This is a genomic window from Robinsoniella sp. KNHs210, assembly GCF_000686105.1.
GTDB classification, from domain to species: domain Bacteria; phylum Bacillota; class Clostridia; order Lachnospirales; family Lachnospiraceae; genus Robinsoniella; species Robinsoniella peoriensis.
This window is the reverse complement of the sequence record NZ_JMLZ01000002.1, coordinates 2,183,426-2,206,106: the sequence shown is the minus strand read 5'-3', so window position 1 is coordinate 2,206,106 and position 22,681 is coordinate 2,183,426. Positions and strand designations below refer to the sequence as shown.

General features: G+C 40.7%; 21 protein-coding genes, 1 other RNA gene and 1 other annotated feature. Of the genes, 21 read left to right on the top strand and 1 reads right to left on the bottom strand.

Annotated features, from left to right (window positions below; genetic code table 11):
* The first annotated feature begins 91 nt into the window (after nucleotides 1–91).
* The 7 genes from ssrS (at nucleotide 92) to CD03_RS0116490 (ending at nucleotide 8,673) form a co-directional block, all read left to right on the top strand.
* Nucleotides 92–272, top strand: a non-coding RNA gene (ssrS, locus tag CD03_RS36770) — 6S RNA.
* A 160-nt stretch (nucleotides 273–432) separates the two neighbouring features.
* A complete protein-coding gene (locus tag CD03_RS0116525; RefSeq protein WP_027294600.1) occupies nucleotides 433–1,482 on the top strand; it encodes an aldose epimerase family protein in 1,050 nt (349 codons plus the stop codon).
* 197 nt (nucleotides 1,483–1,679) lie between these two features.
* Nucleotides 1,680–3,134: a SpoIID/LytB domain-containing protein gene (locus CD03_RS33770; protein WP_052377837.1), complete on the top strand. Its 1,455-nt coding sequence runs from the start codon at nucleotides 1,680–1,682 to the stop codon at nucleotides 3,132–3,134.
* Between the two features lie 134 nt (nucleotides 3,135–3,268).
* Nucleotides 3,269–4,105, top strand: a complete 837-nt coding sequence (locus CD03_RS0116515; RefSeq protein ID WP_027294599.1) for a YihY/virulence factor BrkB family protein — start codon at nucleotides 3,269–3,271, stop codon at nucleotides 4,103–4,105.
* Nucleotides 4,106–4,165: 60 nt separating this feature from the next.
* Nucleotides 4,166–4,392 (top strand) — a binding site (T-box leader).
* A gap of 194 nt (nucleotides 4,393–4,586) precedes the next feature.
* Nucleotides 4,587–5,606 carry a phenylalanine--tRNA ligase subunit alpha gene (gene pheS, locus CD03_RS0116500; RefSeq protein WP_027294598.1) on the top strand — a complete coding sequence of 340 codons (1,020 nt, stop codon included), beginning with the start codon at nucleotides 4,587–4,589 and terminating at the stop codon, nucleotides 5,604–5,606.
* 29 nt (nucleotides 5,607–5,635) lie between these two features.
* The gene (gene pheT, locus CD03_RS0116495; protein ID WP_027294597.1) at nucleotides 5,636–8,053 is read left to right on the top strand and encodes a phenylalanine--tRNA ligase subunit beta; all 2,418 of its coding nucleotides are present in this window, start codon (nucleotides 5,636–5,638) and stop codon (nucleotides 8,051–8,053) included.
* A gap of 2 nt (nucleotides 8,054–8,055) precedes the next feature.
* Entirely contained in the window at nucleotides 8,056–8,673 is a 618-nt protein-coding gene (locus CD03_RS0116490) for a histidine phosphatase family protein (protein ID WP_027294596.1), read from the top strand.
* 149 nt (nucleotides 8,674–8,822) lie between these two features.
* On the opposite strand, the gene CD03_RS33765 is transcribed toward CD03_RS0116490, so the two are convergent.
* Nucleotides 8,823–9,362 (bottom strand): DUF6512 family protein, encoded by a 540-nt coding sequence (locus CD03_RS33765; RefSeq protein ID WP_052377836.1) that lies wholly within the window; start codon nucleotides 9,360–9,362, stop codon nucleotides 8,823–8,825.
* A gap of 247 nt (nucleotides 9,363–9,609) precedes the next feature.
* Between CD03_RS33765 and CD03_RS0116475 the strand changes: the two genes are divergently transcribed.
* The 14 genes from CD03_RS0116475 (at nucleotide 9,610) to CD03_RS38915 (ending at nucleotide 22,547) form a co-directional block, all read left to right on the top strand.
* The gene (locus CD03_RS0116475; RefSeq protein ID WP_027294595.1) at nucleotides 9,610–10,614 is read left to right on the top strand and encodes a LacI family DNA-binding transcriptional regulator; all 1,005 of its coding nucleotides are present in this window, start codon (nucleotides 9,610–9,612) and stop codon (nucleotides 10,612–10,614) included.
* Between the two features lie 394 nt (nucleotides 10,615–11,008).
* Nucleotides 11,009–11,482: an RNA polymerase sigma factor gene (locus tag CD03_RS0116470; RefSeq protein WP_027294594.1), complete on the top strand. Its 474-nt coding sequence runs from the start codon at nucleotides 11,009–11,011 to the stop codon at nucleotides 11,480–11,482.
* 1 nt (nucleotide 11,483) lies between these two features.
* Nucleotides 11,484–11,933 (top strand): DUF3955 domain-containing protein, encoded by a 450-nt coding sequence (locus CD03_RS0116465; protein ID WP_027294593.1) that lies wholly within the window; start codon nucleotides 11,484–11,486, stop codon nucleotides 11,931–11,933.
* Nucleotides 11,930–12,565 (top strand): TlpA family protein disulfide reductase, encoded by a 636-nt coding sequence (locus CD03_RS33760; RefSeq protein ID WP_044289430.1) that lies wholly within the window; start codon nucleotides 11,930–11,932, stop codon nucleotides 12,563–12,565. The genes CD03_RS0116465 and CD03_RS33760 overlap by 4 nt, the downstream gene beginning before the upstream one ends.
* On the top strand, nucleotides 12,562–12,723 hold the full coding sequence (locus CD03_RS39985) for a CD1871A family CXXC motif-containing protein (protein WP_156042928.1): 162 nt from the start codon (nucleotides 12,562–12,564) through the stop codon (nucleotides 12,721–12,723). The genes CD03_RS33760 and CD03_RS39985 overlap by 4 nt, the downstream gene beginning before the upstream one ends.
* Before the next feature lie 17 nt (nucleotides 12,724–12,740).
* On the top strand, nucleotides 12,741–13,574 hold the full coding sequence (locus CD03_RS0116450) for a 4Fe-4S binding protein (RefSeq protein WP_052378083.1): 834 nt from the start codon (nucleotides 12,741–12,743) through the stop codon (nucleotides 13,572–13,574).
* A gap of 548 nt (nucleotides 13,575–14,122) precedes the next feature.
* Nucleotides 14,123–15,454 (top strand): ABC transporter substrate-binding protein, encoded by a 1,332-nt coding sequence (locus tag CD03_RS0116445; protein WP_027294591.1) that lies wholly within the window; start codon nucleotides 14,123–14,125, stop codon nucleotides 15,452–15,454.
* 69 nt (nucleotides 15,455–15,523) lie between these two features.
* Nucleotides 15,524–16,396 (top strand): carbohydrate ABC transporter permease, encoded by an 873-nt coding sequence (locus CD03_RS0116440; RefSeq protein ID WP_027294590.1) that lies wholly within the window; start codon nucleotides 15,524–15,526, stop codon nucleotides 16,394–16,396.
* Nucleotides 16,397–16,405: 9 nt separating this feature from the next.
* The gene (locus tag CD03_RS0116435) at nucleotides 16,406–17,245 is read left to right on the top strand and encodes a carbohydrate ABC transporter permease (protein ID WP_027294589.1); all 840 of its coding nucleotides are present in this window, start codon (nucleotides 16,406–16,408) and stop codon (nucleotides 17,243–17,245) included.
* 69 nt (nucleotides 17,246–17,314) lie between these two features.
* Nucleotides 17,315–18,850, top strand: coding sequence for a DUF5605 domain-containing protein (locus tag CD03_RS0116430; protein WP_027294588.1), 1,536 nt, complete (start codon nucleotides 17,315–17,317; stop codon nucleotides 18,848–18,850).
* Between the two features lie 403 nt (nucleotides 18,851–19,253).
* Nucleotides 19,254–20,654, top strand: coding sequence for an L-fucose/L-arabinose isomerase family protein (locus CD03_RS0116425; RefSeq protein ID WP_027294587.1), 1,401 nt, complete (start codon nucleotides 19,254–19,256; stop codon nucleotides 20,652–20,654).
* Between the two features lie 4 nt (nucleotides 20,655–20,658).
* Nucleotides 20,659–21,489 carry a transketolase gene (locus CD03_RS0116420; protein ID WP_027294586.1) on the top strand — a complete coding sequence of 277 codons (831 nt, stop codon included), beginning with the start codon at nucleotides 20,659–20,661 and terminating at the stop codon, nucleotides 21,487–21,489.
* The gene (locus tag CD03_RS0116415) at nucleotides 21,482–22,414 is read left to right on the top strand and encodes a transketolase family protein (RefSeq protein WP_027294585.1); all 933 of its coding nucleotides are present in this window, start codon (nucleotides 21,482–21,484) and stop codon (nucleotides 22,412–22,414) included. Before CD03_RS0116420 ends, CD03_RS0116415 begins: the two co-directional genes overlap by 8 nt.
* Nucleotide 22,415: 1 nt before the next feature.
* A complete protein-coding gene (locus CD03_RS38915) occupies nucleotides 22,416–22,547 on the top strand; it encodes a hypothetical protein (protein ID WP_255348092.1) in 132 nt (43 codons plus the stop codon).
* Nucleotides 22,548–22,681: the final 134 nt, after the last annotated feature.

Genomic DNA, 22,681 nt, shown 5'->3' with positions numbered 1-22,681 from the left:
CATAATTTCTGGTAAATCATTCTTTATTGAATTATATATTGAAATTGAATGAATACTAGAGTATAATATTTATATAATAACATAAATAGTAAGTTACCTGGGGTGTTCGACAATCCTATCATTTTGAACCTACATGTACTTTTATGGGATTCCTACATTGCTGTGAAGGATGTCAGGCCACCGATTGCAGTGGAAGACAGATGTCGCAGTTGCGGTTACCCACCTAGCTTTGCTAGGAGTCAAAAGATAGGAAACGGCACTTTGGGGCTTACAAAAAAGAGCATTTGCTTAGCAGATGTTCTTTTTTTGCGTTATTATGTTGTTTGAAAAATGTGGAAAAACAAGTTGTAAGCTTTTTAGACTGGGTGTATAATAGTGACATCGTATAAAGATCGATATAAGTACATAAAACTAAAAGGAGCAGACAGAGATATGGGGATGAAGACGAGTTTGTTTGGGAAAACCGGAAATGGCCAGGAGGCCAAAATTGTTACGATTATGAATAAAAAGGGCATGGGGATTGAAGTGACAAATTATGGAGCTACCCTGGTGTCTGCAACAGTGCCGGATGAAAAAGGCCATATTGAAGATGTGATATTAGGATATGAAGATGTTACGGATTATGCTGCCAACGGCGGTTTCTTTGGAGCTGTGATCGGAAGGAATGGCAATCGTATCGGTAAAGCAAAAGTAACGATTAATGGTGTGGATTATCAGATGGAACAGAATGAAAATGGCAATAGTCTTCACAGCGGAACCAGAGGATTTGATAAGGTAATCTGGGATATGGAGCTTCTGGAAGAAGAGGCAACAGTAAAATTTACCCATCATAGTCCGGATGGAGATGAAGGACTGCCCGGAAATTTTGATGTTACGGTATCTTATACACTGACAGATGAAAATGAAATCAGGATTCATTATACAGGGGTGTCTGATGCAGATACGATTGCAAATATGACAAATCACAGCTACTTTAATCTGGCGGGCCATGATAAAGGGACGATACTGGATCACACCTTATGGATGGATGCAGATGCCTTTACCGTAATCGATGAAGAATCTATTCCGACAGGAGAGTTGAGAAGTGTGGAAGGAACTCCTATGGATTTCCGGAAAACAAGACGTATTGGTGATGATATTGATGATACATATGAACAGATACAGCTGGCTCACGGCTATGACCATAACTTTGTATTGAATCAAAATGGTGAAGAAAAACTGCGTAAAATAGCTAAGGTAACAGATCCGTTAACCAAAAGAACAATGGAAGTTTACACGGATTGTGTAGGTGTACAATTCTATACCGGAAACTTTATTGAAAAAACACAGATAGGAAAAGGCGGCATCGCATATCAGAAGAGAAGCGGATTGTGTCTGGAAACACAATTTTTCCCGGATGCGCCTAATCATGAGCATTTTCCTTCTTCCATTTTGAAGGCAGGGGAAGTTTATGATACAACAACAATCTATAAATTTGTATAGGATTGTAAAGATTGAATTTGAGCAGGTCCGGCATTTTAACTCTTTTGGCAGTACAATTTAATTGTATTGTCAAAAGAGTATAAAATGCCGGATCTTTTACTATTTCAAAAAAATAACACTATGTCCTTATTTCACGTTCTTTTTCTCCTGTTTTTGGATATACTAGTAAATAAATGAAGAGAAAACAGGAGCAAGGAATGAAGGATGACAATACCTTTGGAAAAATTCTTATATTAAGCGGCTGTATCATGGCTTTTTTACTGCTGTGTTTTTATGACACTTATAAAAAAAAGGGTGATGATGTCCTGAATAAATTACAGGAGACAATTCAGACAGATTTGGCAAAGCAAAAAGAAGCCCCGGAAACAAATGAGACAAAGACGGCTAAAAAGAAGTCCGATGGAAAAGAAAAAGAAAGTAATCAGCAGGCAGCAGACGAGCAGAAGCAGTCGAAGGAAGAGGAAACGCAGGATGGACAGGCGGCACCCGGGGATACACAGACTGCAGCACCGGAAAATCCCCTCATACGTGTTTTGATTAAGACAGATGATTATGCAGGTGAGTATCATAGTAGTGTTACTCTTCAGTGCAGTTCGGATTATGTGCTGCAATATGGAGAAGCAACAGAAGAACATCCGTCTTCTGAACCGCTGACGATAACTGCCGACAGCCCTTATTTGAGTAACGGTGTATTGAGAATCCAGCCAAAGGGAGAAGACGGTGAGATTACTTTGCCGGGGTTGAAAAGGGGTTATGAAAATCCATCGTACCTGGGGAACTTTGAAATTGTAAAAAGGGATGCAGGGCTTCTTGTTATAAATGAGCTGCCCCTGGAAACTTATCTCTGTTCCGTTGTGCCCAGTGAAATGCCGGCTGCATATCCGCTTGAATCTCTCAAAGTGCAGGCGATCTGCGCCAGAAGCTATGCGCTTAAACAGATGCAGAACGGGCGGGGAGCTGAATTTGATGTAGACGTTGACGATAGTGTCTCCTATCAGGTTTATAATAACCAGAAGCGGGATGAGCGTGCTACAGAGGCCGTAAATGCTACCGCCGGAGAGGTGATGCGTTCCAATGGAGAAATTGTAGATGCGCTTTATTATTCTACATCCTGCGGTGTGAATCTGAGTCAGGATCTGTCTCAGGAAACAGTTTTTGCCTCATTTATGACAACTGATAATCATACGGCGTATGAAGCAACTGAACCCTGGTACCGCTGGAAGGCTGTTTTTACAGTCGATGAGCTTACGCGGCTGGCAAATGCGTGGCAGCCGGGCACTGGGAATGTAACGTCTCTAAGTATCGATTCCAGAGAAACAAACGGGGCAATTGCGAAATTTACCGTTCAGGGAGAGAATCAGAATATTTCGGTAGAGGGAGAGTACACGGTTCGTAAATTGCTGTCCCCTGCCAATATTGCGGTAGTGGAACAGGATGGAAGCGAAGCCACCGGTATGTCACTGCTGCCAAGTGCATTTTTTTATCTGACTCCCAATTATGAAAACGATGCATTGGTAAGCTATACGCTTACAGGCGGTGGATACGGGCATGGAAAAGGAATGAGCCAAAACGGAGCAAGGCATATGGCGGACGCAGGTATGGGATATGAAGAAATATTAAAATATTTTTATGGTGATATACAGATTGGATAAAAGATTAATATGTCCCTTTAAAAATGCAGAGCCGTTCAAACGTGTGGAGAACGTGCGTGGGTCAAACATGCGGGCTTGCAGTGAGACCAAAAACGTGCTATGATTGGTTCACATAAAAAAGTTAGAGGGGTATTATGAAAGCTATTTGCACTATCATCAGATTTATTTTGAATTTTTTGAGGAAAGCTAAGCGGGACCGTGTGGATGCTTATTCTGCACAGTCTGCTTTTTATGTTATCATGAGTTTTATACCCTTTATCATGCTCCTGCTGACTCTGCTCAAGTATACCCCGCTTACTCCGGACGATGTGGTGGATATGGTAATGGGTGTTTTGCCTGCTTCTTTTCGCGAGGTTCTGGATGGACTGGTGGGCGGTGTCTATACCGGATCTACCGCATTGCTGTCAGGAACGGCTATTGCTGCCGTGTGGGCTGCGGGAAGAGGAGTTATGGCAGTTACAAACGGGTTAAACTCCGTTCAGGGAATTCGTGAGACTAGAAATTATATTTATATGCGTCTGCGTTCCGCATTCTATACAGTGCTCTTTCTGGTTTCTATTGTAGCAGCAATGCTGTTGCTGGTATTTGGAAATCAGGTACATGATCTGATCATCAGATATGTTCCTCTTCTAAAAGAATTCTCCGGATTTATAATCAGCGTCAGAACCATTGCAACAATTACGCTGCTCACACTGCTATTTATGGCGATGTATAAACTGCTGCCCAACCGTAAGGACAGATTTGCCAACCTTCTACCCGGAGGATTATTTACGGCACTTGCCTGGTCCATTTTTTCTTATGGATTTTCCATTTATTTTGAAATGGCAAAAAGAATGTCATCCATTTACGGAAGTCTGACATCTGCTGTTATGGTAATGCTGTGGCTGTATTTCTGCATGTGGTTTATATTCATTGGTGCTGAAATTAACTGCTATTTAGAAGATAGTTCGAGTTTTGACTTGACAGATTAAGTAAATATGATAAAATAGGTCATAGTAATAGTAAGTGAGCAATATAAAATTTATTAATAATAAAAAGCGATGAAGGTGTCAGTAGAAGATCATTTTCTTACAGAGAGAGGAAGCCGTCGGCTGGAAGCATCCTTAAGTTCAGATGATAAATTCGAATTTCCCACCGGAGCTGCATTTTTGAAATCACAGTAGGAAATGCCGACCATGCGCGTTAAGCATACTTAATTAAGAGCCTGCAGCAGCAGGAATTAGGGTGGTACCACGGAACTCCAAGCTTCGTCCCTTACACCAGGGGGATGAGGCTTTTTTTGCGCGAAAGCAAAGAGGCAAAGGGCGATAGCCCGCGACCGAGCCGTCAGGCGAGGTGGCATGCCGGATGAACGGCTGCCAGCAAGTGAAGGGATGCGAGTAAATAGCCTGCTTGCAGAGCGATTTGCGCAAGGATCCACAAGAACCAGATCAATTGAAAAGGAGAATTAAAATGAAAGACAAATTGCAAGCTATCAAAGAAGAAGCATTGAGTCAGATCCAAAATTCCGATGCACTGGACAAATTAAATGACGTTCGTGTGTCATTCCTGGGTAAAAAGGGGCAGCTGACAGCAGTTTTAAAAGGAATGAAAGATGTAACACCGGAAGAACGTCCACTGGTAGGACAGATGGTGAATGACACCAGAGCTGCTATTGAAAACTTTTTGGAAGAAACAAAAAAGAAGTTAGAAGCTAAGGTTCGGGAAGAAAAATTAAAAAGTGAAGTGATTGACGTTACACTTCCGGCGAAGAAGAATAATGTAGGTCATCGTCATCCAAATACCATTGCTTTAGAAGAAGTGGAACGTATCTTTGTTGGCATGGGATATGAAGTGGTGGAAGGACCGGAGGTAGAGTACGATCTTTACAATTTTGAAAAATTAAATATTCCGGCGAATCATCCGGCTAAGGATGAGCAGGATACTTTTTATGTAAATAAAGACATTGTTTTAAGGACACAGACTTCACCGGTACAGGCGCGTGTAATGGAACAGGGCAAACTTCCTATCCGTATGATTGCACCTGGAAGAGTATTCCGCTCCGATGAAGTAGATGCTACACATTCACCGTCTTTCCATCAGATCGAAGGATTGGTAATTGATAAGAATATTACATTTGCAGATTTAAAAGGAACGCTGGAAGAGTTTGCAAAAGAATTGTTCGGGCCTGAGACGAAGACAAAATTCCGCCCTCATCATTTCCCGTTTACAGAGCCAAGTGCAGAAGTAGATGTGACTTGCTTTAAATGCGGCGGAGAAGGATGCCGTTTCTGTAAAGGTTCCGGATGGATTGAAATTCTGGGCTGTGGAATGGTACATCCTCATGTTTTAGAAATGTGCGGCATTGACCCTGAGGTCTACAGTGGTTTTGCATTTGGTGTGGGACTGGAACGTATTGCTCTTTTGAAATATGAAATTGACGATATGAGATTACTGTATGAAAACGATATTCGTTTCTTAAAACAATTTTAATGGAAATTAAGTAAAGAGAGGAAAACAGAATGAATACATCATTATCATGGATTAAAGCATACGTTCCGGACCTGGAAGCGGATGCACAGGAATATACGGATGCAATGACATTGTCAGGCACCAAGGTAGAAGGATTTGAGAGGCTGGATGAAGATCTGGAAAAAATTATAATCGGACAGATAGAATCTATAGAGAGACATCCGGATGCAGATAAGCTGATTATCTGCCAGGTAAATGTGGGTACGGAAACGGTACAGATCGTAACAGGCGCTCCAAATGTAAAAGAAGGAGATAAGATTCCGGTTGTTCTGGACGGTGGACGCGTAGCGGGCGGACATGACGGCAAGAAGACAAAAGGCGGAGTAAAGATCAAAAACGGAAAACTGCGAGGAATTGAATCCTGCGGTATGATGTGCTCTATTGAAGAACTGGGTTCTACAAGAGAGATGTATCCGGAAGCACCAGAGTATGGTATTTATATTTTCCCGGAGGATGCAAAGGTAGGAGAAAGTGCCATACATGCGCTGGATTTAGACGATGTTGTATTCGAATATGAGATTACATCCAACCGTGTGGACTGCTATAGCGTAATCGGTATTGCCAGAGAAGCGGCTGCGACATTTAATAAAAAGTTTGTACCTCCGGTTGTTGCTAAAACCGGAAATAACGAAGATGTAAATGATTATATCAAAGTGACAGTACAGGATACGGAGCTGTGCCCCCGCTACTGTGCAAGAGTAGTTAAGAATATTAAAATAGCTCCATCACCGAAATGGATGCAGAGACGCCTCGCAGCAAACGGTATCCGTCCAATTAATAACATTGTCGATATTACCAATTATGTTATGGAAGAGTACGGTCAGCCTATGCATGCTTATGACTATGATACCATTGCAAATCATGAAATCATTGTGAGACGTGCAAATGCAGATGAGAAATTTGTTACCCTGGACGGTCAGGAAAGAACGATGGATGAGTCTGTTCTGATGATCTGTGATGGGGAAAAAGCAGTTGGTATTGCCGGAATCATGGGTGGAGAAAATTCTATGATTACGGATGATGTTAAAACAATGCTCTTTGAAGCGGCATGCTTTGATGGAACGAATATCAGACTTTCCAGTAAGAAAGTAGGACTTCGTACGGATGCTTCCGGTAAATTTGAAAAAGGGCTGGATCCAAATAATGCCCAGGCAGCGATAGACCGTGCATGCCAGCTGGTAGAAGAGCTGGGAGCAGGAGAAGTTGTTGGCGGTATGGCTGACGTGTATGGTAAGAAGAAAAACCCGGTTCGTATTGGTTTTGATGCGGATAAGATTAATACGCTGTTAGGAACTGATATTTCAAAAGAAGAAATGCTGGGATATTTTGAGAAAATTGGATTGGTATACGATGCAGAGGCAAACGAGATTATAGCACCTACTTTCCGTCATGATTTGTTCCGCATGGCTGATCTGGCTGAAGAAGTAGCAAGATTTTATGGTTATGACAATATACCGACGACACTTCCAAGAGGAGAAGCAACCACCGGGAAGCTGACCTTTAAGTTGAGAATCGAAGAAGTGGCAAGGGATATTGCAGAATTCTGCGGTTTTTCTCAGGGTATGACGTATTCTTTCGAAAGTCCTAAGGTGTTTGACAAACTGCTCTTGCCGGAAGATTCGGAATATAGAAAGGCAATCCAGATCTCTAATCCTTTGGGGGAAGATTTCAGTATCATGAGAACCATTTCTCTGAATGGGATGCTGACCTCCCTGGCATTTAATTACAATCACAGAAATAAAAATGTTCGTTTGTATGAACTTGGAAATGTATATCTGCCAACAGAACTTCCGCTTAAGGATCTTCCTGATGAGAGAATGCAGTTTACGCTTGGAATGTATGGAGAAGGTGATTTCTATACAATGAAAGGTGTAATTGAAGAGTTCTTTGAGAAAATAGGACTGCATGAGAAGGAAACCTATGATCCCAGGTCTGGCAAACTGTTTTTGCATCCGGGACGTCAGGCAAATATCATTTACAATGGAAAAGTTGTGGGATATTTGGGCGAAGTGCATCCGGAAGTAGCGGATAATTATGATATTGGCGATCGTGTTTATGTTGCAGTGCTGGATATGCCTCTGGTAGTGGAAATGTCTACCTTTGACCGTAAGTTTGAAGGAATTGCCAAGTTCCCTGCAGTTAACCGTGACCTTAGTATGGTTGTGCCAAAAGAAATTCTGGCGGGTCAGATTGAAGCTATGATTGCACAGAGAGGCGGCAAAATATTAGAAAGCTACCAGTTATTTGATATTTATGAAGGCTCTCAGATTAAAGAAGGATTTAAATCCATTGCTTACTCTATTACATTCAGGGCTAAAGATAAAACGTTGGAAGAAACTGAAGTTTCTGCAGCAATGAAGAAAATTTTGAATGGCTTAGAATCCATGGGAATCGAGCTGAGACAGTAGTTATGAAAATTTATATAATGAGGCATGGGGAGACAGACTGGAATACCCAGAAACGTCTCCAGGGCCGCACGGATATCCCGTTAAATGAAAATGGGAGAAAATTGGCAAAGATTACGGCAGAAGCTTTAAAAGAGATACCATTTGATCTGGCTATCAGCAGTCCGCTGGAACGGGCTCTGGAAACAGCCAGAATTGTAATGGGAGAACGCAATGCTCCTATATTAACTGATGAGCGGATTATAGAGATCAGCTTTGGTGTTTTTGAAGGGATGATAAGCGGCAGGGAAAACTACGAGATTCCGGATCCCGAGTTTTCTAACTTCTTTCGGGCACCGGATAAGTATGTTCCTCCTTCAGATGGAGAGGATATCCGATCCCTGGGGGAGAGGACAAAAGCATTTATGGACGATATTTTAAATCGTGAGGAGTATCAGGATAAAACAATCCTGATTACAACTCACGGCGGTGCAATGCGGGGATTACTCAACAGCGTGCGTACGTTTGAAATGTCTGATTTCTGGAATGGCGGAGTTCCGAAAAATTGCTGTGTGGCAATTCTGGAATGCCATGATAAAAAGGCAGAAGTGCTGGAAGAAAATAAAATATATTATCAGGTATGAAAAATGCCTGTACCGGAAGGTGCTTTTTGGTTGTATCCGCAACTGTGAAGTTACCGTATGGTACAGGCATTTTCTGTTGTTACTGGAATCCTGTTTCGTATCTTGATATTGGATGAAAATAATGTCGTTTCCGGAAATAATGACAGGGTTTAATTTTTTAATACTTCCGATGGAATCGATTTAAATAAATTAATATTGGGTGTATGGTTGGTAAATGCGGCGAAGAAAAATGCTAACAGAAGCAGAAGGCACAGGCACAATATATTCGAAGTGTGATTTCCCGTTTTTTTGCATGCACTCAAGTACCAACTGCAAAAGTAACAGATCAGAACGCCCAGGACAAATGTCAGAATATCCATGGCCAGGTAGTTTGTTCCGATTATACCGGTGTAAGTATAAAAGAATGCAACGATAAACAACAATCCTGCGAAGCATCCGATTGTTTTGGCGGTGACAAAGGAGGAAAAGTTCTTCCCAATCAAAAAGTATTCAATAAATGTGAGAAACAGAAAAGGAAAGAATAACATTTTCAGGTGTTCCCAGGTGGATTCATTAATCGGGGAAATAAAGGCAATAAGGTAATGGTAGCCGCTCCATTTATATATAAAGTGGAAAAGAGTCCCAAAAACGATAGCCAGCAGGGCAAAGGTAAGCTCATAGTAAAAGTATTGTTTTTTAATTGATTTCATAGTTATACCTCCTGCATACCGCGGGCTCCGCCTGCGATACTGCATTAATAAATAGTTTGATAGGAAGTTTCAAACGTACCTCCAAAAGGGGATTTTAACTTAGTGTATGGGATATTAGAAAAATTATGTAAAAGATTAGAATTAATCCATTGCAATTATATATAAATTTTGATAAAATAATATATAAATAATTTAATTGGACGTTTATATGCGATAAAATCGTGTGAAAGGAAGGGTATATTCGGTTATGAAGGTGAGTATAAAAAGTATTAGCGAGAAGACCGGTTTCTCGCCGGCTACTATTTCCAATGCGCTAAATCATAAAAAAGGTGTGAATGCGCAGACATCAGCAGAAATTTTTCGTGTGGCTAAGGAGATGGGATATATCAGTGAATCCAGTATTCGTAAGATCAAATTTGTCATCTTTAAAAAGAATGGTTTGATTATCGATGATACGCCATTTTTCTCGCTGCTGATTGATGGATTCGAGAAGGAATGCCGGGAGTCAGGGTTTGAGATGGTTATATGTCATTTGAACCAGAAAGATGAAGACTATGAAGAACAGGTGCACTGGATGATTAATGACAGTGCGTCTGCTATTGTATTGCTTGGCACGGAGCTTATGGAAGAGGATGTGAAGATCTTTAAAAGCGCAGGATGTCCGTTTTTAATGCTGGATTATTGGGCTGGAGATATGTCTTTTAACGGAGTATTGATTAATAATGCGGATTCTTCCAGGAAAGCGGTGGAGTATCTGATTCAAAAAGGCCATAAGGAAATCGGTTATCTGAGAGGGAGTTTTCGTATTAAGGCGTTTCGTTCCAGAGCGGTAGGCTATGGTACTGCAATGCAAAAAGCAAATCTTCCGGTAAAAAATGAGAATACGGTAACCCTTCCCACTACATTAAATGGGGCATACCAGGAAATGCTGAAGTACCTGCAGAAGAAATCAAAATTACCTACGGCGTATTTTGCGGATAATGATATGATTGCCCTTGGTGCAATGAAAGCGCTTCAGGAAATGGGATACCGGGTACCCGAAGACGTTTCGCTGGTTGGTTTTGATGATCTCCCTTTCAGTGAGATATCATCCCCGGCGCTTACCACCCTTCGCGTACCAAAGCAGGAGATGGGGAAACTTGCAGTGCGCCGGGTAATTGACATGATTAAAAAAGATGATGACCAGGTCAATACAAAAATTCAGGTGTGTACGAAATTTATTGAACGTGATAGTGTTTGCGAACGGTCGTAAAGCACGCTTGTTTGAAAACAGCCGGGGGAAACCCCGGCTCAGACTGCATATAGATCAACTCCATTTGAATTTACCGGGAATAAAAATGTGTTCCTGCCGGGCGCATATCCGGCGTAATGGGAAGCTTAGATTAATGGGAAGTAAAACAGGAATCCGCCGTAATAAAAGGATATCCTGATAGTTTACTTCCCATTTTTTTGTCTTTTTGTATAGTTGTATTATCCTATCAGTAATTATCACAGCGCGCTCTGTTAACTTTCAAATAAAATTTGATTAGCAATTTACTTTAAAGGGTTATACTCTAAAATAAGATTTGCCCCCACAATAATTATTTAAAAAAGTTTGTAACGAATTTTATACTTGAGAGTCTTATATACGAAAGCGAGGTGAGAAAGTGACAGATTTTAACGAAATATACAAGCTCTATTTCAGGGATGTATATAAATATGTTTTATCCTTAAGCAGAAATGAAGCAATTGCTGAAGAAATAACCCAAGAAACTTTTTTTAAAGCACTAAGAAATATCGACAAATTTGAGGGGAAGTGCAAACTTTATGTTTGGCTATGTCAAATTGCCAAAAACTGTTATTTTACTTCTGTTAAAAATGAACAGAAATCAACAATGTTAAATGAAACACAGGAAACTGCCAATGAAGTAAACATTGAACAGAGTTTATTGACAAAGGAGAGTGCCTTGGAAATCCATAAAGCCCTGCACAGCTTAGAAGAGCCTTATAAGGAGGTTTTTACACTGAGAGTTTTTGGAGAATTATCTTTTAAACAAATAGGCATCTTGTTTGAGAAAACGGAAAGTTGGGCCAGAGTCACTTACCATCGAGCCAAAACAAAATTAAAGGAGAGACTATAATATGAGTATAAATTGTGAAGTTGTCAAAGATTTACTGCCGCTGTATCACGATAATGTATGCAGTGAAGACAGCCGTAAGTTAATTGAGGAGCACTTATCCACCTGCTTAAAGTGCACAGAAGAGCTAAAGCAAATAAATGAAGAAATTTTGACAGTAAGTCATACGGAGGATATAAGCCTGATAAGTAATATTTCGAAAAAATGGAAGCGAGACATATTATCTGCTTTTTTACTGGGTACCTTAATGCTTTCGATTCTGGCAAGCATCGGCTGTGCAGCAGCATTTATGGCAATAGGAAGCTATGTTACGGCAGAGGGTGTATTAGTGGAACCCTTTGCATTAATTCCAATTGCATATTTTTTTGCATTTACTGCGATACTGTCTGCAATCGGCTTAGCTGTCACTTATCTTGTGAAGCACAATAAAAAGAAGAGGGAGATAAAGAAATGAAAAAAGCTTTTAAAGTAATTGGAATTATAGTTGCCGTAATAATCAGCATTGTTATAATACTGGCTGTTCTCCTGCTGATCAAGGGTCCAAGTGATGTTATTGTTTTAACGGAAGAAGAATTGAATGCGCAGAATTCCGAGCAAATTGAATTATTTTCGAACATAGATATATCCGGTTTTAACACGGCAACGCTAACCGGTGAAACCGTATCCTCCGACATTTTTAAAGATTATGAAATTACATTGATAAACCTGTGGACAACGGATTGCAGCCCCTGTATTGCTGAAATGCCCGATATTGCAAAGCTGTATAATGCAAAACCAAAAGGCAGCAATATTATTTCAATTTGTGTCGATACTGTGGATCTTAAAAAAGATATAGACAAAAAAGCAGTTAAATTCGCGACCCGAATTATGAGTGATGCAGGTGTGAATTTTATGACACTTATTCCTGACCATGTGCTTCAAGAGAAGCTAACAGACCGGACGAATATTTTTCCGACAACTATTTTTGTAGACAGTAAGGGCAAGGTGGTCGGAGAGCCTCATTTTGGAGGTACATCAGAAGATGATTACAGAGAAGCGATTCTAGATAGAATTGCTCTTGTTTCGAATAAAACAGAGCAGAAATGAAAGGTGTTAATATGAAACTCACACGTCTTATTTACTTTAAATTTTATATTCTGGTAGCATCACTGGTGATGATAGGAATTGGTTTTATGCGGGAGGAACAATTCACGGTTCTAAAAAAAGCAGTCAACATTTGTCTTGAGTGCATAGGGATAGGCTGATGAAACAAATGAAACAAATGAAAAACAAAAGACATATCATTCAGCTGGTCTCTGCCATTTTTACAAATGGGTATTTGGCCGGATACACCAAGGGAAAAATATTCACGGGAAACACAAAGCTGTTTTGTGTGCCGGTACTTAATTGTTATTCCTGCCCAGGCGCACTGGGTTCTTGTCCAATAGGGGCACTGCAGGCGGTATTGGGAGATCACAACTATAATTTTTCCTTTTATGTTTTCGGGTTTATTATGCTGTTTGGTGTTTTACTCGGGCGCTTTATCTGTGGATTTTTATGCCCTTTTGGGTTTATACAAGACTTGCTTTACAAAATTAAAACCCCGAAGCTAAAAATACCAGGCAAGGTCGATAAACTCCTGCGGTATCTAAAATATATTATTTTACTCGTTTTCGTTATTGCTCTGCCGATTATTATTACAAATCAATATGGAATGGGAAATCCATTTTTTTGCAAACTGATTTGCCCCGCCGGAACATTAGGCGGCGGTATCCCCCTGATGGCAATTAATGAAGAATTAAAAAACACTATAGGGTTATTGTTTTATTGGAAATTAGGCATATTGATTGGGATTTTGCTATCTTGCATTTTTGTTTATCGCCCCTTTTGCAAGTACCTTTGTCCATTGGGAGCACTGTATGCCTTATTCAATAAATTCAGTTTTTATCAGCTTGCCATTGATAAGGCAAAGTGCACTAACTGTAAGCTGTGCGTGAAAAACTGCAAAATGAATGTGGAAGTTACAAAAGATATCAATAGTAAAGAGTGCATCCGCTGCGGCGAGTGTAAAAGCATCTGCCCACATATGGCGATTAGTTCCCGTTTCAGCAGATAGTCACTGTTTGGCATTCGCCGCAGCACCTTTCGGGTGCCGGCAAAAAGCCGGGCGCACCTGGCTTTTTTAATCTTGTAGAGCAGGCTCTGGAGGCTTTTTGGTCATGGATCGATCAACGGAAGTCAACCCGGAAGGATAAAGCTGTCACATATAAATTACTCCAACTCATAAAGGGTCGGAGTAATTTTATTTTATGCCGCGTCATTATTTGGTAATTGCAATGTAACAAAACAAATCAAATTGCAAAAATTTAAATGTTTGTAAAAATAAATTCAAGAGTTGAAAATGTAGTTTCATATAAATATTTATGTGAATATATATAATCTTTATATTCTAATCAATATTAATGTAAGAAATGCACAAAATACAACAAGTAACATTGTTAAAATATACAGAATAACGATAATTTGCTTGAATAAATTTAAATATTATGGTACTATTGATTTAAATCAAATTTAAATAAATTTAAGAAATGACAAGAAAAGACTTGAATATTTAAAGAATGATTTAAATTATTCAAAAAATATTTTATTCAGGAGGATTTCATTATGAAGAGTAAAAAGATTACATCATTATTATTGGTATCAGCTATGCTGGCTGCAACGGTTCTGAGTGGATGTTCCGGCGGCGGTTCAGGGGCTGGGACAAATGCCGGGACGGAAGCTGGAACTGCAAAAGGAAGTGAAGCAAAGCAAAACGGTGCGTCTTCGGGAGATTCCACAGAAGTGACATTCTGGACATTAAATACCAGGCAGAATGCAGTAGACCCAATTGTGGAAGAATTTAATGCAGCACATGACGATATGAAAGTTACCGTTGCTTATTATGATACCGATGGTATTAAAGATGCATGTAAGGTTGCGGCCTCTTCTAAAACACTTCCGAATATGTGGTTCAACTGGGGCGGAAGCCTGGGCGGATTCTATGCGGAAAACGGACTTACATATGATATGACGGAATATGCAGGGGAACATAAATGGAACGAAACATTCAGTGAAGGAGCGTTGACGCTGTGCGAACTTGGCGGACAGCTTTCCGGTTATCCAACCAGCTACAATGTACTTGACGTTTATTATCGAAAAGATATTTTTCAAAAATACAATATTGCAGTACCTTCTACCTTTGAAGAGTTTGAGCAGGCATGTGCGGTATTAAAGGAAAATGGTATTACACCCATTTCCACAGCGGGACTAAACGGATGGCATGTAATGCGTTTTGTTGAACTTTTAATTGAACACTATGCCGGGGCTGAGGAACATGATAAGATGAATACCTTTGAAACCAGTTATGATAATGATGCTACGGTACAGGCACTGACAAAATATAAAGAATTCTGTGATAAGGGTTATTTTCCGGAAGGATTTGTTACAGCAGACCCCAATGATACCCAGATGGCAGTATTTTCAGGAACAGCCGCAATGGATATTCAGGGACAGTGGTACGATGGAAAAATCGTACAGGAAGAACAGGATATTAATCTGTACGGAACATTCCCGTTCCCTTCAGGCGGAACAAACAGATTATCGGCATTTGTGGAGATGACACAGTTTAATGCAGACAATACGGATGCTCAGTTAAATGCTTGTGTGGAATTTATGGATTATTATTACAGCAAAGAAAATACAGACAAGTATGCAGAATATTATAATCTGCCGCTTCCAAAAGCAGATGCAGAAATGCCGGAAGGGCAGCCCAATGTTCCGATTATGCTGGAAACAGCGGAAAAGAATGGTACCTTTACGATTACCGATCAGGCTTTCCCGACAGAAATCGCAGATGCCCTGTTTGATGTGCAGGACGGAATAGCAAACGGGCAGACCTCACCGGAGGATGGAGCAAAGAAGATCCAGGAAGCGATTGACGCTTACAATAATAAGTAAGTTCCCATGATTCTGTACCGGCGGGTGAATTGCTTTGCCTGCCGGATAACAATAGATTGGAGTGAAACCATGAAGAAAAAAACTAAAATAGACTGGGGTGCATATGCATTTATGATTCCGGCAGGGATTATCTATCTCTCCGTAATTGTTGCGCCGGTGTGTTATTCCTTTTTTATAAGCCTGTTCAAATGGAATGGAATCGGCGATATGGAATTTGTAGGGGCAAAAAATTACATACAGTTATTTACCAATGACCCGATTTTTATAACCGCCATTAAAAATAATCTGATTTGGATTGTGCTGACTGTTTTTGTTACGATGACGGTAGCACTTGCCTTTGCAGTAATATTGAATAAGAAATTTAAGGGGCGCACATTTTTTCGTGGATTCTTTTATTTTCCATGTGTAATCGCTCCAATCGCTGTATCGATTATCTGGAGATGGATTTATAACCCTAATATCGGATTTATTAATCAATTCTGCCAGGCACTTGGAATTAATTTTTCCCAGAGCTGGATATCAGATCCGAATGTTAGTTTATATGCAATTTTTGCGGCATCTTTATGGCAGGCAATCGGTCAGCCTATGATTCTGTTTCTCGCGGGACTTCAGGCAGTATCAATTGATGTACTGGAGGCAGCAACGATTGATGGGGCATCCGGTATTAAGAAATTTTTCTTTATTACCGTACCGCTTCTGAAAGAGACATTTGTAATCGTCATAGCGACTCTGGTAGTGGCAGCCATGAAAGTATTTGATGTGGTGCAGGGACTTACCGGCGGTGGGCCAAATAACTCCACACAGATGCTGTCTACCTATATGTATTCTCAGACTTTCCAGTACAATAATGTAGGTATGGGAACGACAGTAGCGTGTATTATGGTTATCATCATGCTGGTAGTAATTGTGCCGTATGTTGTATTTACGGCGAAAGAAGATTAGGAGGCTGTTATGGATGGAAAACAGATGAAAATTTCAAAAAAAGTGATCCTGTATGTCATATTGGCGGTACTGGCGCTGATCTGGATTGTTCCTATGCTCACCCTGCTTCTGACAGCGATCAAAGGAAAAAAAGATTTCTACAGCGGGCTCAGCCTGTTCAGCGTTCCGGCAGAGATTGCCTGGGATAACTTTACCAATGCAATTACCAAAGGAAGACTGCTTACTTACATGAAAAACGACCTGATTGTTTCCGGTCTGAAGGTGCCCATTGGAATTGTTATTGAAGCTCTGGCTGCTTTTGCACTAACCAGGCTGAATATCAAACATAAAACCGGATGGTTTGTGTTTTTCCTGGTGGGAATGATGCTTCCCATGCAGACAGCACTGGTTCCGATCAATATTATCTACAGTAAATTAAATCTTTTAAATTCTTATTTCGGTTTATTTTATGTATATGTTGGTTTTGGAATTTCTTACGGCATTTTGATACTCAGAGGATTTTTTAAAGGAATACCAAAGGATATCGATGAGGCGGCTTATATTGATGGCTGTACCAGGTGGCAGATGTTCTGGCGGATATTACTTCCCATTGCAAAACCGGCAGTGGCAACGCTTATTATAACGGATTTTCTGGCAACCTGGAATGAATACCTTTTAGCAAGCGTTATTATAAATGATAATATGAAGAAGACGGTTCCGGTAGGTATTATGACTTTTGTTGGGGAACATGGTACGGATTATGGTTATCTCTGTGCCGGTGTACTCTTATCGGTGATACCGGTATTGGCAGTCTATCTGATTTTCCAGCGCTATTTTGTAGAAGGTATGGCAGGAGCTGTGAAATCGTGATGTTTCATAAAAAGGGATAGGAAATGGCAGTCAGACAGAACTGTCTGCCGGGAAAGCGAGGATATAGACATGAAATTACGCGGCTATGAGAAACAAATTGAAAAGTGGGATATACTGGAGATTGCCTGCGAAGGACCGGATGATGGAAATCCTTTTGTGGATTATAAGATCCGGGGTGTATTTGAAAGTAAGAATGAAGTAAAAAGCATAGATGGGTTCTATGACGGAAATGGGATTTACAAAATACGGTTTATGCCATCTTTTGAGGAGAATTATACATTTGAGATTACAGGAAATTTTAGCGATGAGACAGTAAAAGGGGATTTTATTGTAACGGCTCCATCCAGGGATAACCATGGACCGGTGCATGTGGCTAATACATATCATTTTGCTTATGAAGACGGAACCCCATATTATTCCATCGGAACTACCTGTTATGTATGGGAACTGCAGTCTGAAGAGTTACAGGACAAAACACTGGAGACCTTGAAGAACAGTGCATTTAATAAAATCCGGTTTTGCATTTTTCCAAAGCATTATGACTATAACCTGACAGAACCAAGATCTTATCCGTATGTGGGAACCCCTTGTGACAGCTCGGTGCTCACCAAGGAAAACTTTATGGAATACAATGGGGCGGCAGAGGGCAATGACTGGGATTTTGAACGGTTTAACACAGAGCATTTCCAGCATATTGAAAAGTGCATCGGGCAGCTTCGTGATCTGGGAATTGAAGCGGATCTCATTGTGATGCACCCATATGACCGATGGGGATTTAGCATGATGAATGAAAAATGTGATGATCTGTATTGGAAATATGTAATTGCCCGCTTTGCGGCTTATCGAAATGTGTGGTGGTCCCTGGCAAATGAATACGATCTGATGCCTCAAAAATCCATAGCGGACTGGGAGCGTTATGCGAAGATCATCTGTGATTTTGACCCATATGCCCATCTGCGTTCCATCCATAACTGCAAACCTTTTTACGACCACTCCAGACCATGGATTACCCATTGCAGTATCCAGCGGCAGGATGTCTATAAATCTGCTGAACTGGTAACAGAGTGGAGAGAGCGGTATAAGAAACCGATTGTGCTGGATGAAATCGCCTATGAAGGGAATATTCAGCATGGATGGGGAAATATCAGTGGAAGGGAACTTACCAGGAGATTTTGGGAGGCATCCCTTCGCGGCGGCTATGCAGGACATGGAGAAACTTATATGCATCCCCAGGATATTCTCTGGTGGTCCCACGGCGGTGAACTTCACGGAGACAGCCCGGAAAGGTTCAAATTCCTCTATCGTATATTAAGTGAAACACCAGGTATGGGGCTGATGCCAATACAAAGAGGATGGGATGAAATATGTGCAACGGCTGAATCCACCACAGCAGCAGGCAAACCGGTACAGGATTATTATTTGTGCTATTATGGATTCAATCGTCCTGCTTTTCGGGAGTTTTATTTTGATGAAGAGAGCAGATTTGAAGTGGAAGTGATCGATACCTGGGAAATGACAATAGAAAAGAAAGGCGTGGCATCCGGGAAGTTTAAAGTGGAACTGCCAGGGAAGGAATACATGGCAGTGCGGCTTCGGCGTGTATGAAAATAGAAAAGCAGAAATTTTTATAAATGATATAGGTAAGATTGGGCATGACGGGAGTCGTGCCCTTTTTGCTGTGGATAAAAGCTAAATATAAGAGTTACGGAATTTTATATAAATAATAATTCAGTTCGTTTATATAAAAAATTATAGTAAAATTTATATGAATATTTATAGCGATTCGACATATTTGATGTAAAAAGCGTATTACTACTAATATAAAAGATGTTTTTCACAAATTAAGTACTGCAAAATTAGAGGAAAACAACAAAAATTAAATATAAGAATAAAATTTTATATAAAAATACTTGAATTATTTACATAAACGTTTATAATATAAGTATAGAAAAAGATAAATACAAAGTAAATAAATGAAACATGAAAAATCAAATTGGAGGTAAGGATTATGGCACATATCAAATTAGGTTATGCACCTACCAGAAGGAGTATTTTCAGTGCTCCGGACGCAATCAAATACAGAGGTCTTACAGCTGACCGGTTGAAGGAACTGGGCGTAGACTTTGTGGATATTACAGATATCAACGAAGAAGGACTTCTTTATAATGATGAAGATATGCTGAAAATTGCTGAGAAATTCAAAAAAGAGAAGATTGACGGTTTATTCCTTCCGCATTGCAATTTCGGTACGGAATATGAATGTGCAAGACTGGCTAAAGAGTTAAACGTACCTGTTTTATTATGGGGACCGCTGGATGAAAGACCAGATGAAAATGGTGTTCGTCTGCGTGATACCCAGTGCGGATTATTTGCAACCGGCAAGGTTTTAAGAAGATTCCAGATTCCATTTACCTATATGACCAACTGCAGATTAAATGATCCGGTTTTTGAGCGTGGCTTAAAGGATTTCATGGCTGTCTGTAATGTAGTAAAAACATTTAAGAAAATCCGTATCTTACAGATTTCCACAAGACCTTTTGATTTCTGGACGACGATGTGTAATGAAGGCGAACTTCTGGAGAAGTTTAATATTCAGCTTTCCCCGATTCCGATGCCGGAACTGACGCAGGAGATGAAGAAAGTAAAAGCAGAGAAAACTGAAGTAGAGAAGGTAATTGCTTACATAAAAGAAAATATGGAAATCCAGATCAAAGAGGATGAAGTGGAAAATGTGGCTGCATTGAAAGTAGCTATGAAGAGTCTGGCGACAAAGTACGGCTGTAATGCGATTGCGATTCAGTGCTGGAACTGCCTGCAGTCAGAAATTGGAATTATGCCTTGTGCCGCCAATGCGTTATTAAATGATGAAGGTATCCCGGTTGTATGTGAAACAGACATCCACGGAGCGATTACTTCCTTATTGGTAGAAGCAGCAGGCATGGACGAGACAAGAAGTTTCTTTGCTGACTGGACCATCCGCCATCCGGATATTGAAAATGGAGAATTGCTGCAGCACTGCGGTCCATGGCCGATTTCCGTTGCAAGAGAAACACCGAAGCTGACTTATCCGCTGGCATTTGATCATCCGGGAAGCATTACGGCAGAAGCCAGACACGGAGAAGTTACGCTTGTCAGATTTGATGGAGACAATGGAGAATATTCGATGCTTCTTGGAAATGCAAAAGGCGTGGACGGACCAAAGGGTATGGGAACCTATCTCTGGGTAGAAGTGGATAATATTAAGCGCCTGGAGGATAAAATCGTCTGCGGACCTTACATCCATCACTGCGTAGGTATTCATAAAAATGTTGTACCTGTATTATATGAAGCATGTAAATACATCAATGTGAAACCGGATTTATATGATCCGATTGAAGAAGATGTGAAAGCATATTTAAGAGGAGAATGAATCTATGAAGAATTTAAAAGCATTGTCATTTGAACTGCGAAAAAATGTCCTGGATATGATCTATAAAGCAAAGACCGGTCATATCGGCGGTGATTTTAGTGTGATGGACGTTTTGGTTACCCTTTATTTTAAGCAGATGAATATTTCTCCTGATAACCAGGATGATGAAAACAGAGACCGTTTTGTTCTCAGTAAAGGTCATTCAGTAGAAGCATATTACAGCGTACTTGCTGCAAAAGGATTCTTTCCCATTGATGAAGTAATTGAGCAGTTTTCTACCTTTGGGAGCAAATATATCGGACATCCCAATAATAAACTTCCAGGTATTGAGATGAACTCCGGTTCCCTGGGACATGGACTTCCTGTCTGTGTCGGCATGGCGCTGGCAGGTAAGATGAATCAAAAGGATTACCGCGTTTATACGGTTATGGGCGATGGTGAACTTGCGGAAGGCTCCGTATGGGAAGGTGCTATGGCAGCAGGACATTATAAATTAGATAACCTTGTTGCAGTGGTCGACAGAAACCGTCTTCAGATTTCCGGAGGTACGGAAGAGGTTATGGCACATGATGATCTGGATGCCAGATTTGGCAGCTTTGGATGGCATGTAGTTCATGCAGACGGAAATAATATTGATGCTTTAAATGCAGCATTCGAAGAAGCTAAAACGGTCAAAGGAAAACCAACGGTAGTCATTGCAGACACTACAAAGGGCTGTGGCGTTTCCTTTATGGAAAATCAGGCAGCATGGCACCACAAAGTACCAACTGCAGATGAATACGAAAAAGCAACTATTGAATTAGCAGAGAAAAAGGAGGCGGCTCTTCATGAATAAGATTCCAAATCGTCAGGCTATATGTGATGTATTAATTGAAAAAGCAAACACCGATAAAGATATTGTGGTATTATGCAGTGACTCCAGAGGTTCCGCATCCCTGGCTCCATTTACGAAAGCTCATCCGGATCAGTTTGTTGAAGTGGGAATCGCAGAGCAGAACCTGGTAAGTATTTCAGCAGGACTTGCAAAGTGCGGCAAGAAACCATTTGCGGCTTCTCCTGCCTGCTTCTTATCAACAAGAAGCTTTGAACAGGCTAAAGTAGATGTGGCATACTCTAATACGAATGTGAAATTAATCGGTATCAGCGGCGGGATCAGTTATGGTGCCCTTGGAATGAGTCATCATTCTGCACAGGATATTGCGGCGCTTGCCAGTGTTCCCAACATGAGAGTTTACCTTCCAAGTGACAGACATCAGACAAAGTGTCTGGTAGAAGCTTTGCTGCAGGATGAAAAACCGGCATACATCCGTGTCGGCAGAAATGCAGTAGAAGATATCTATGAAGAAGGAAATGTTCCATTTGAAATGGATAAAGCAACCGTTGTTACACAAGGCAGTGATCTTGCAATTGTTGCCTGCGGTGAAATGGTAAAACCGGCTGTAGATGCAGCTGCTATGTTAAAAGAAAAAGGGATTGGGGCAACAGTTCTGGATATGTACTGTGTGAAACCACTGGATAAAGAAGCAGTAGTGAAGGCTGCCGGAAATGCGAAGGCAGTGATCACAATCGAAGAGCATGCACCCTTTGGAGGTCTGGGATCAATGGTCAGCCAGGCAGTTGCCAGCGAATGCCCGAAAAAAGTCATCAATATGACCCTCCCGGACGCTCCTGTTATCACCGGTACGTCAAAAGAAGTATTTGATTACTATGGCTTGAATGCAGAGGGGATTGTAAAGAAAGCCCTGGAAATTCTGCAGTAATTTGTATATTGGCAATGAAGAAATAGAATGTTATAAAAAACTGTATTCCCGTATGCTGGGATGTTTTGCAGTAAATGGGGCATGTGAGGAAAGTGTGAAAGAAAAGCACTTTCACACTGCTGATTTGGAATAGCGCAAGCTGGCTTGCGCTATTCATGGAGATAAGTGTGAAAGAAAAGCACTTTCACACTGCTGATTTGGAATAGCACAAGCTGGCTTGCGCTATTCATGGAGATAAGTGTGAAAGAAAATCGCTTTCACACTGCT

Coding starts and splice junctions, on each gene's coding strand:
- CD03_RS0116525 (WP_027294600.1), top strand. CDS start 433: ATGGGGATGAAGACGAGTTTGTTTGGGAAAACCGGAAATGGCCAGGAG.
- CD03_RS33770 (WP_052377837.1), top strand. CDS start 1,680: ATGAAGGATGACAATACCTTTGGAAAAATTCTTATATTAAGCGGCTGT.
- CD03_RS0116515 (WP_027294599.1), top strand. CDS start 3,269: ATGAAAGCTATTTGCACTATCATCAGATTTATTTTGAATTTTTTGAGG.
- pheS (WP_027294598.1), top strand. CDS start 4,587: ATGAAAGACAAATTGCAAGCTATCAAAGAAGAAGCATTGAGTCAGATC.
- pheT (WP_027294597.1), top strand. CDS start 5,636: ATGAATACATCATTATCATGGATTAAAGCATACGTTCCGGACCTGGAA.
- CD03_RS0116490 (WP_027294596.1), top strand. CDS start 8,056: ATGAAAATTTATATAATGAGGCATGGGGAGACAGACTGGAATACCCAG.
- CD03_RS33765 (WP_052377836.1), bottom strand. CDS start 9,362: ATGAAATCAATTAAAAAACAATACTTTTACTATGAGCTTACCTTTGCC.
- CD03_RS0116475 (WP_027294595.1), top strand. CDS start 9,610: ATGAAGGTGAGTATAAAAAGTATTAGCGAGAAGACCGGTTTCTCGCCG.
- CD03_RS0116465 (WP_027294593.1), top strand. CDS start 11,484: ATGAGTATAAATTGTGAAGTTGTCAAAGATTTACTGCCGCTGTATCAC.
- CD03_RS33760 (WP_044289430.1), top strand. CDS start 11,930: ATGAAAAAAGCTTTTAAAGTAATTGGAATTATAGTTGCCGTAATAATC.
- CD03_RS39985 (WP_156042928.1), top strand. CDS start 12,562: ATGAAAGGTGTTAATATGAAACTCACACGTCTTATTTACTTTAAATTT.
- CD03_RS0116450 (WP_052378083.1), top strand. CDS start 12,741: ATGAAAAACAAAAGACATATCATTCAGCTGGTCTCTGCCATTTTTACA.
- CD03_RS0116445 (WP_027294591.1), top strand. CDS start 14,123: ATGAAGAGTAAAAAGATTACATCATTATTATTGGTATCAGCTATGCTG.
- CD03_RS0116440 (WP_027294590.1), top strand. CDS start 15,524: ATGAAGAAAAAAACTAAAATAGACTGGGGTGCATATGCATTTATGATT.
- CD03_RS0116435 (WP_027294589.1), top strand. CDS start 16,406: ATGGATGGAAAACAGATGAAAATTTCAAAAAAAGTGATCCTGTATGTC.
- CD03_RS0116430 (WP_027294588.1), top strand. CDS start 17,315: ATGAAATTACGCGGCTATGAGAAACAAATTGAAAAGTGGGATATACTG.
- CD03_RS0116425 (WP_027294587.1), top strand. CDS start 19,254: ATGGCACATATCAAATTAGGTTATGCACCTACCAGAAGGAGTATTTTC.
- CD03_RS0116420 (WP_027294586.1), top strand. CDS start 20,659: ATGAAGAATTTAAAAGCATTGTCATTTGAACTGCGAAAAAATGTCCTG.
- CD03_RS0116415 (WP_027294585.1), top strand. CDS start 21,482: ATGAATAAGATTCCAAATCGTCAGGCTATATGTGATGTATTAATTGAA.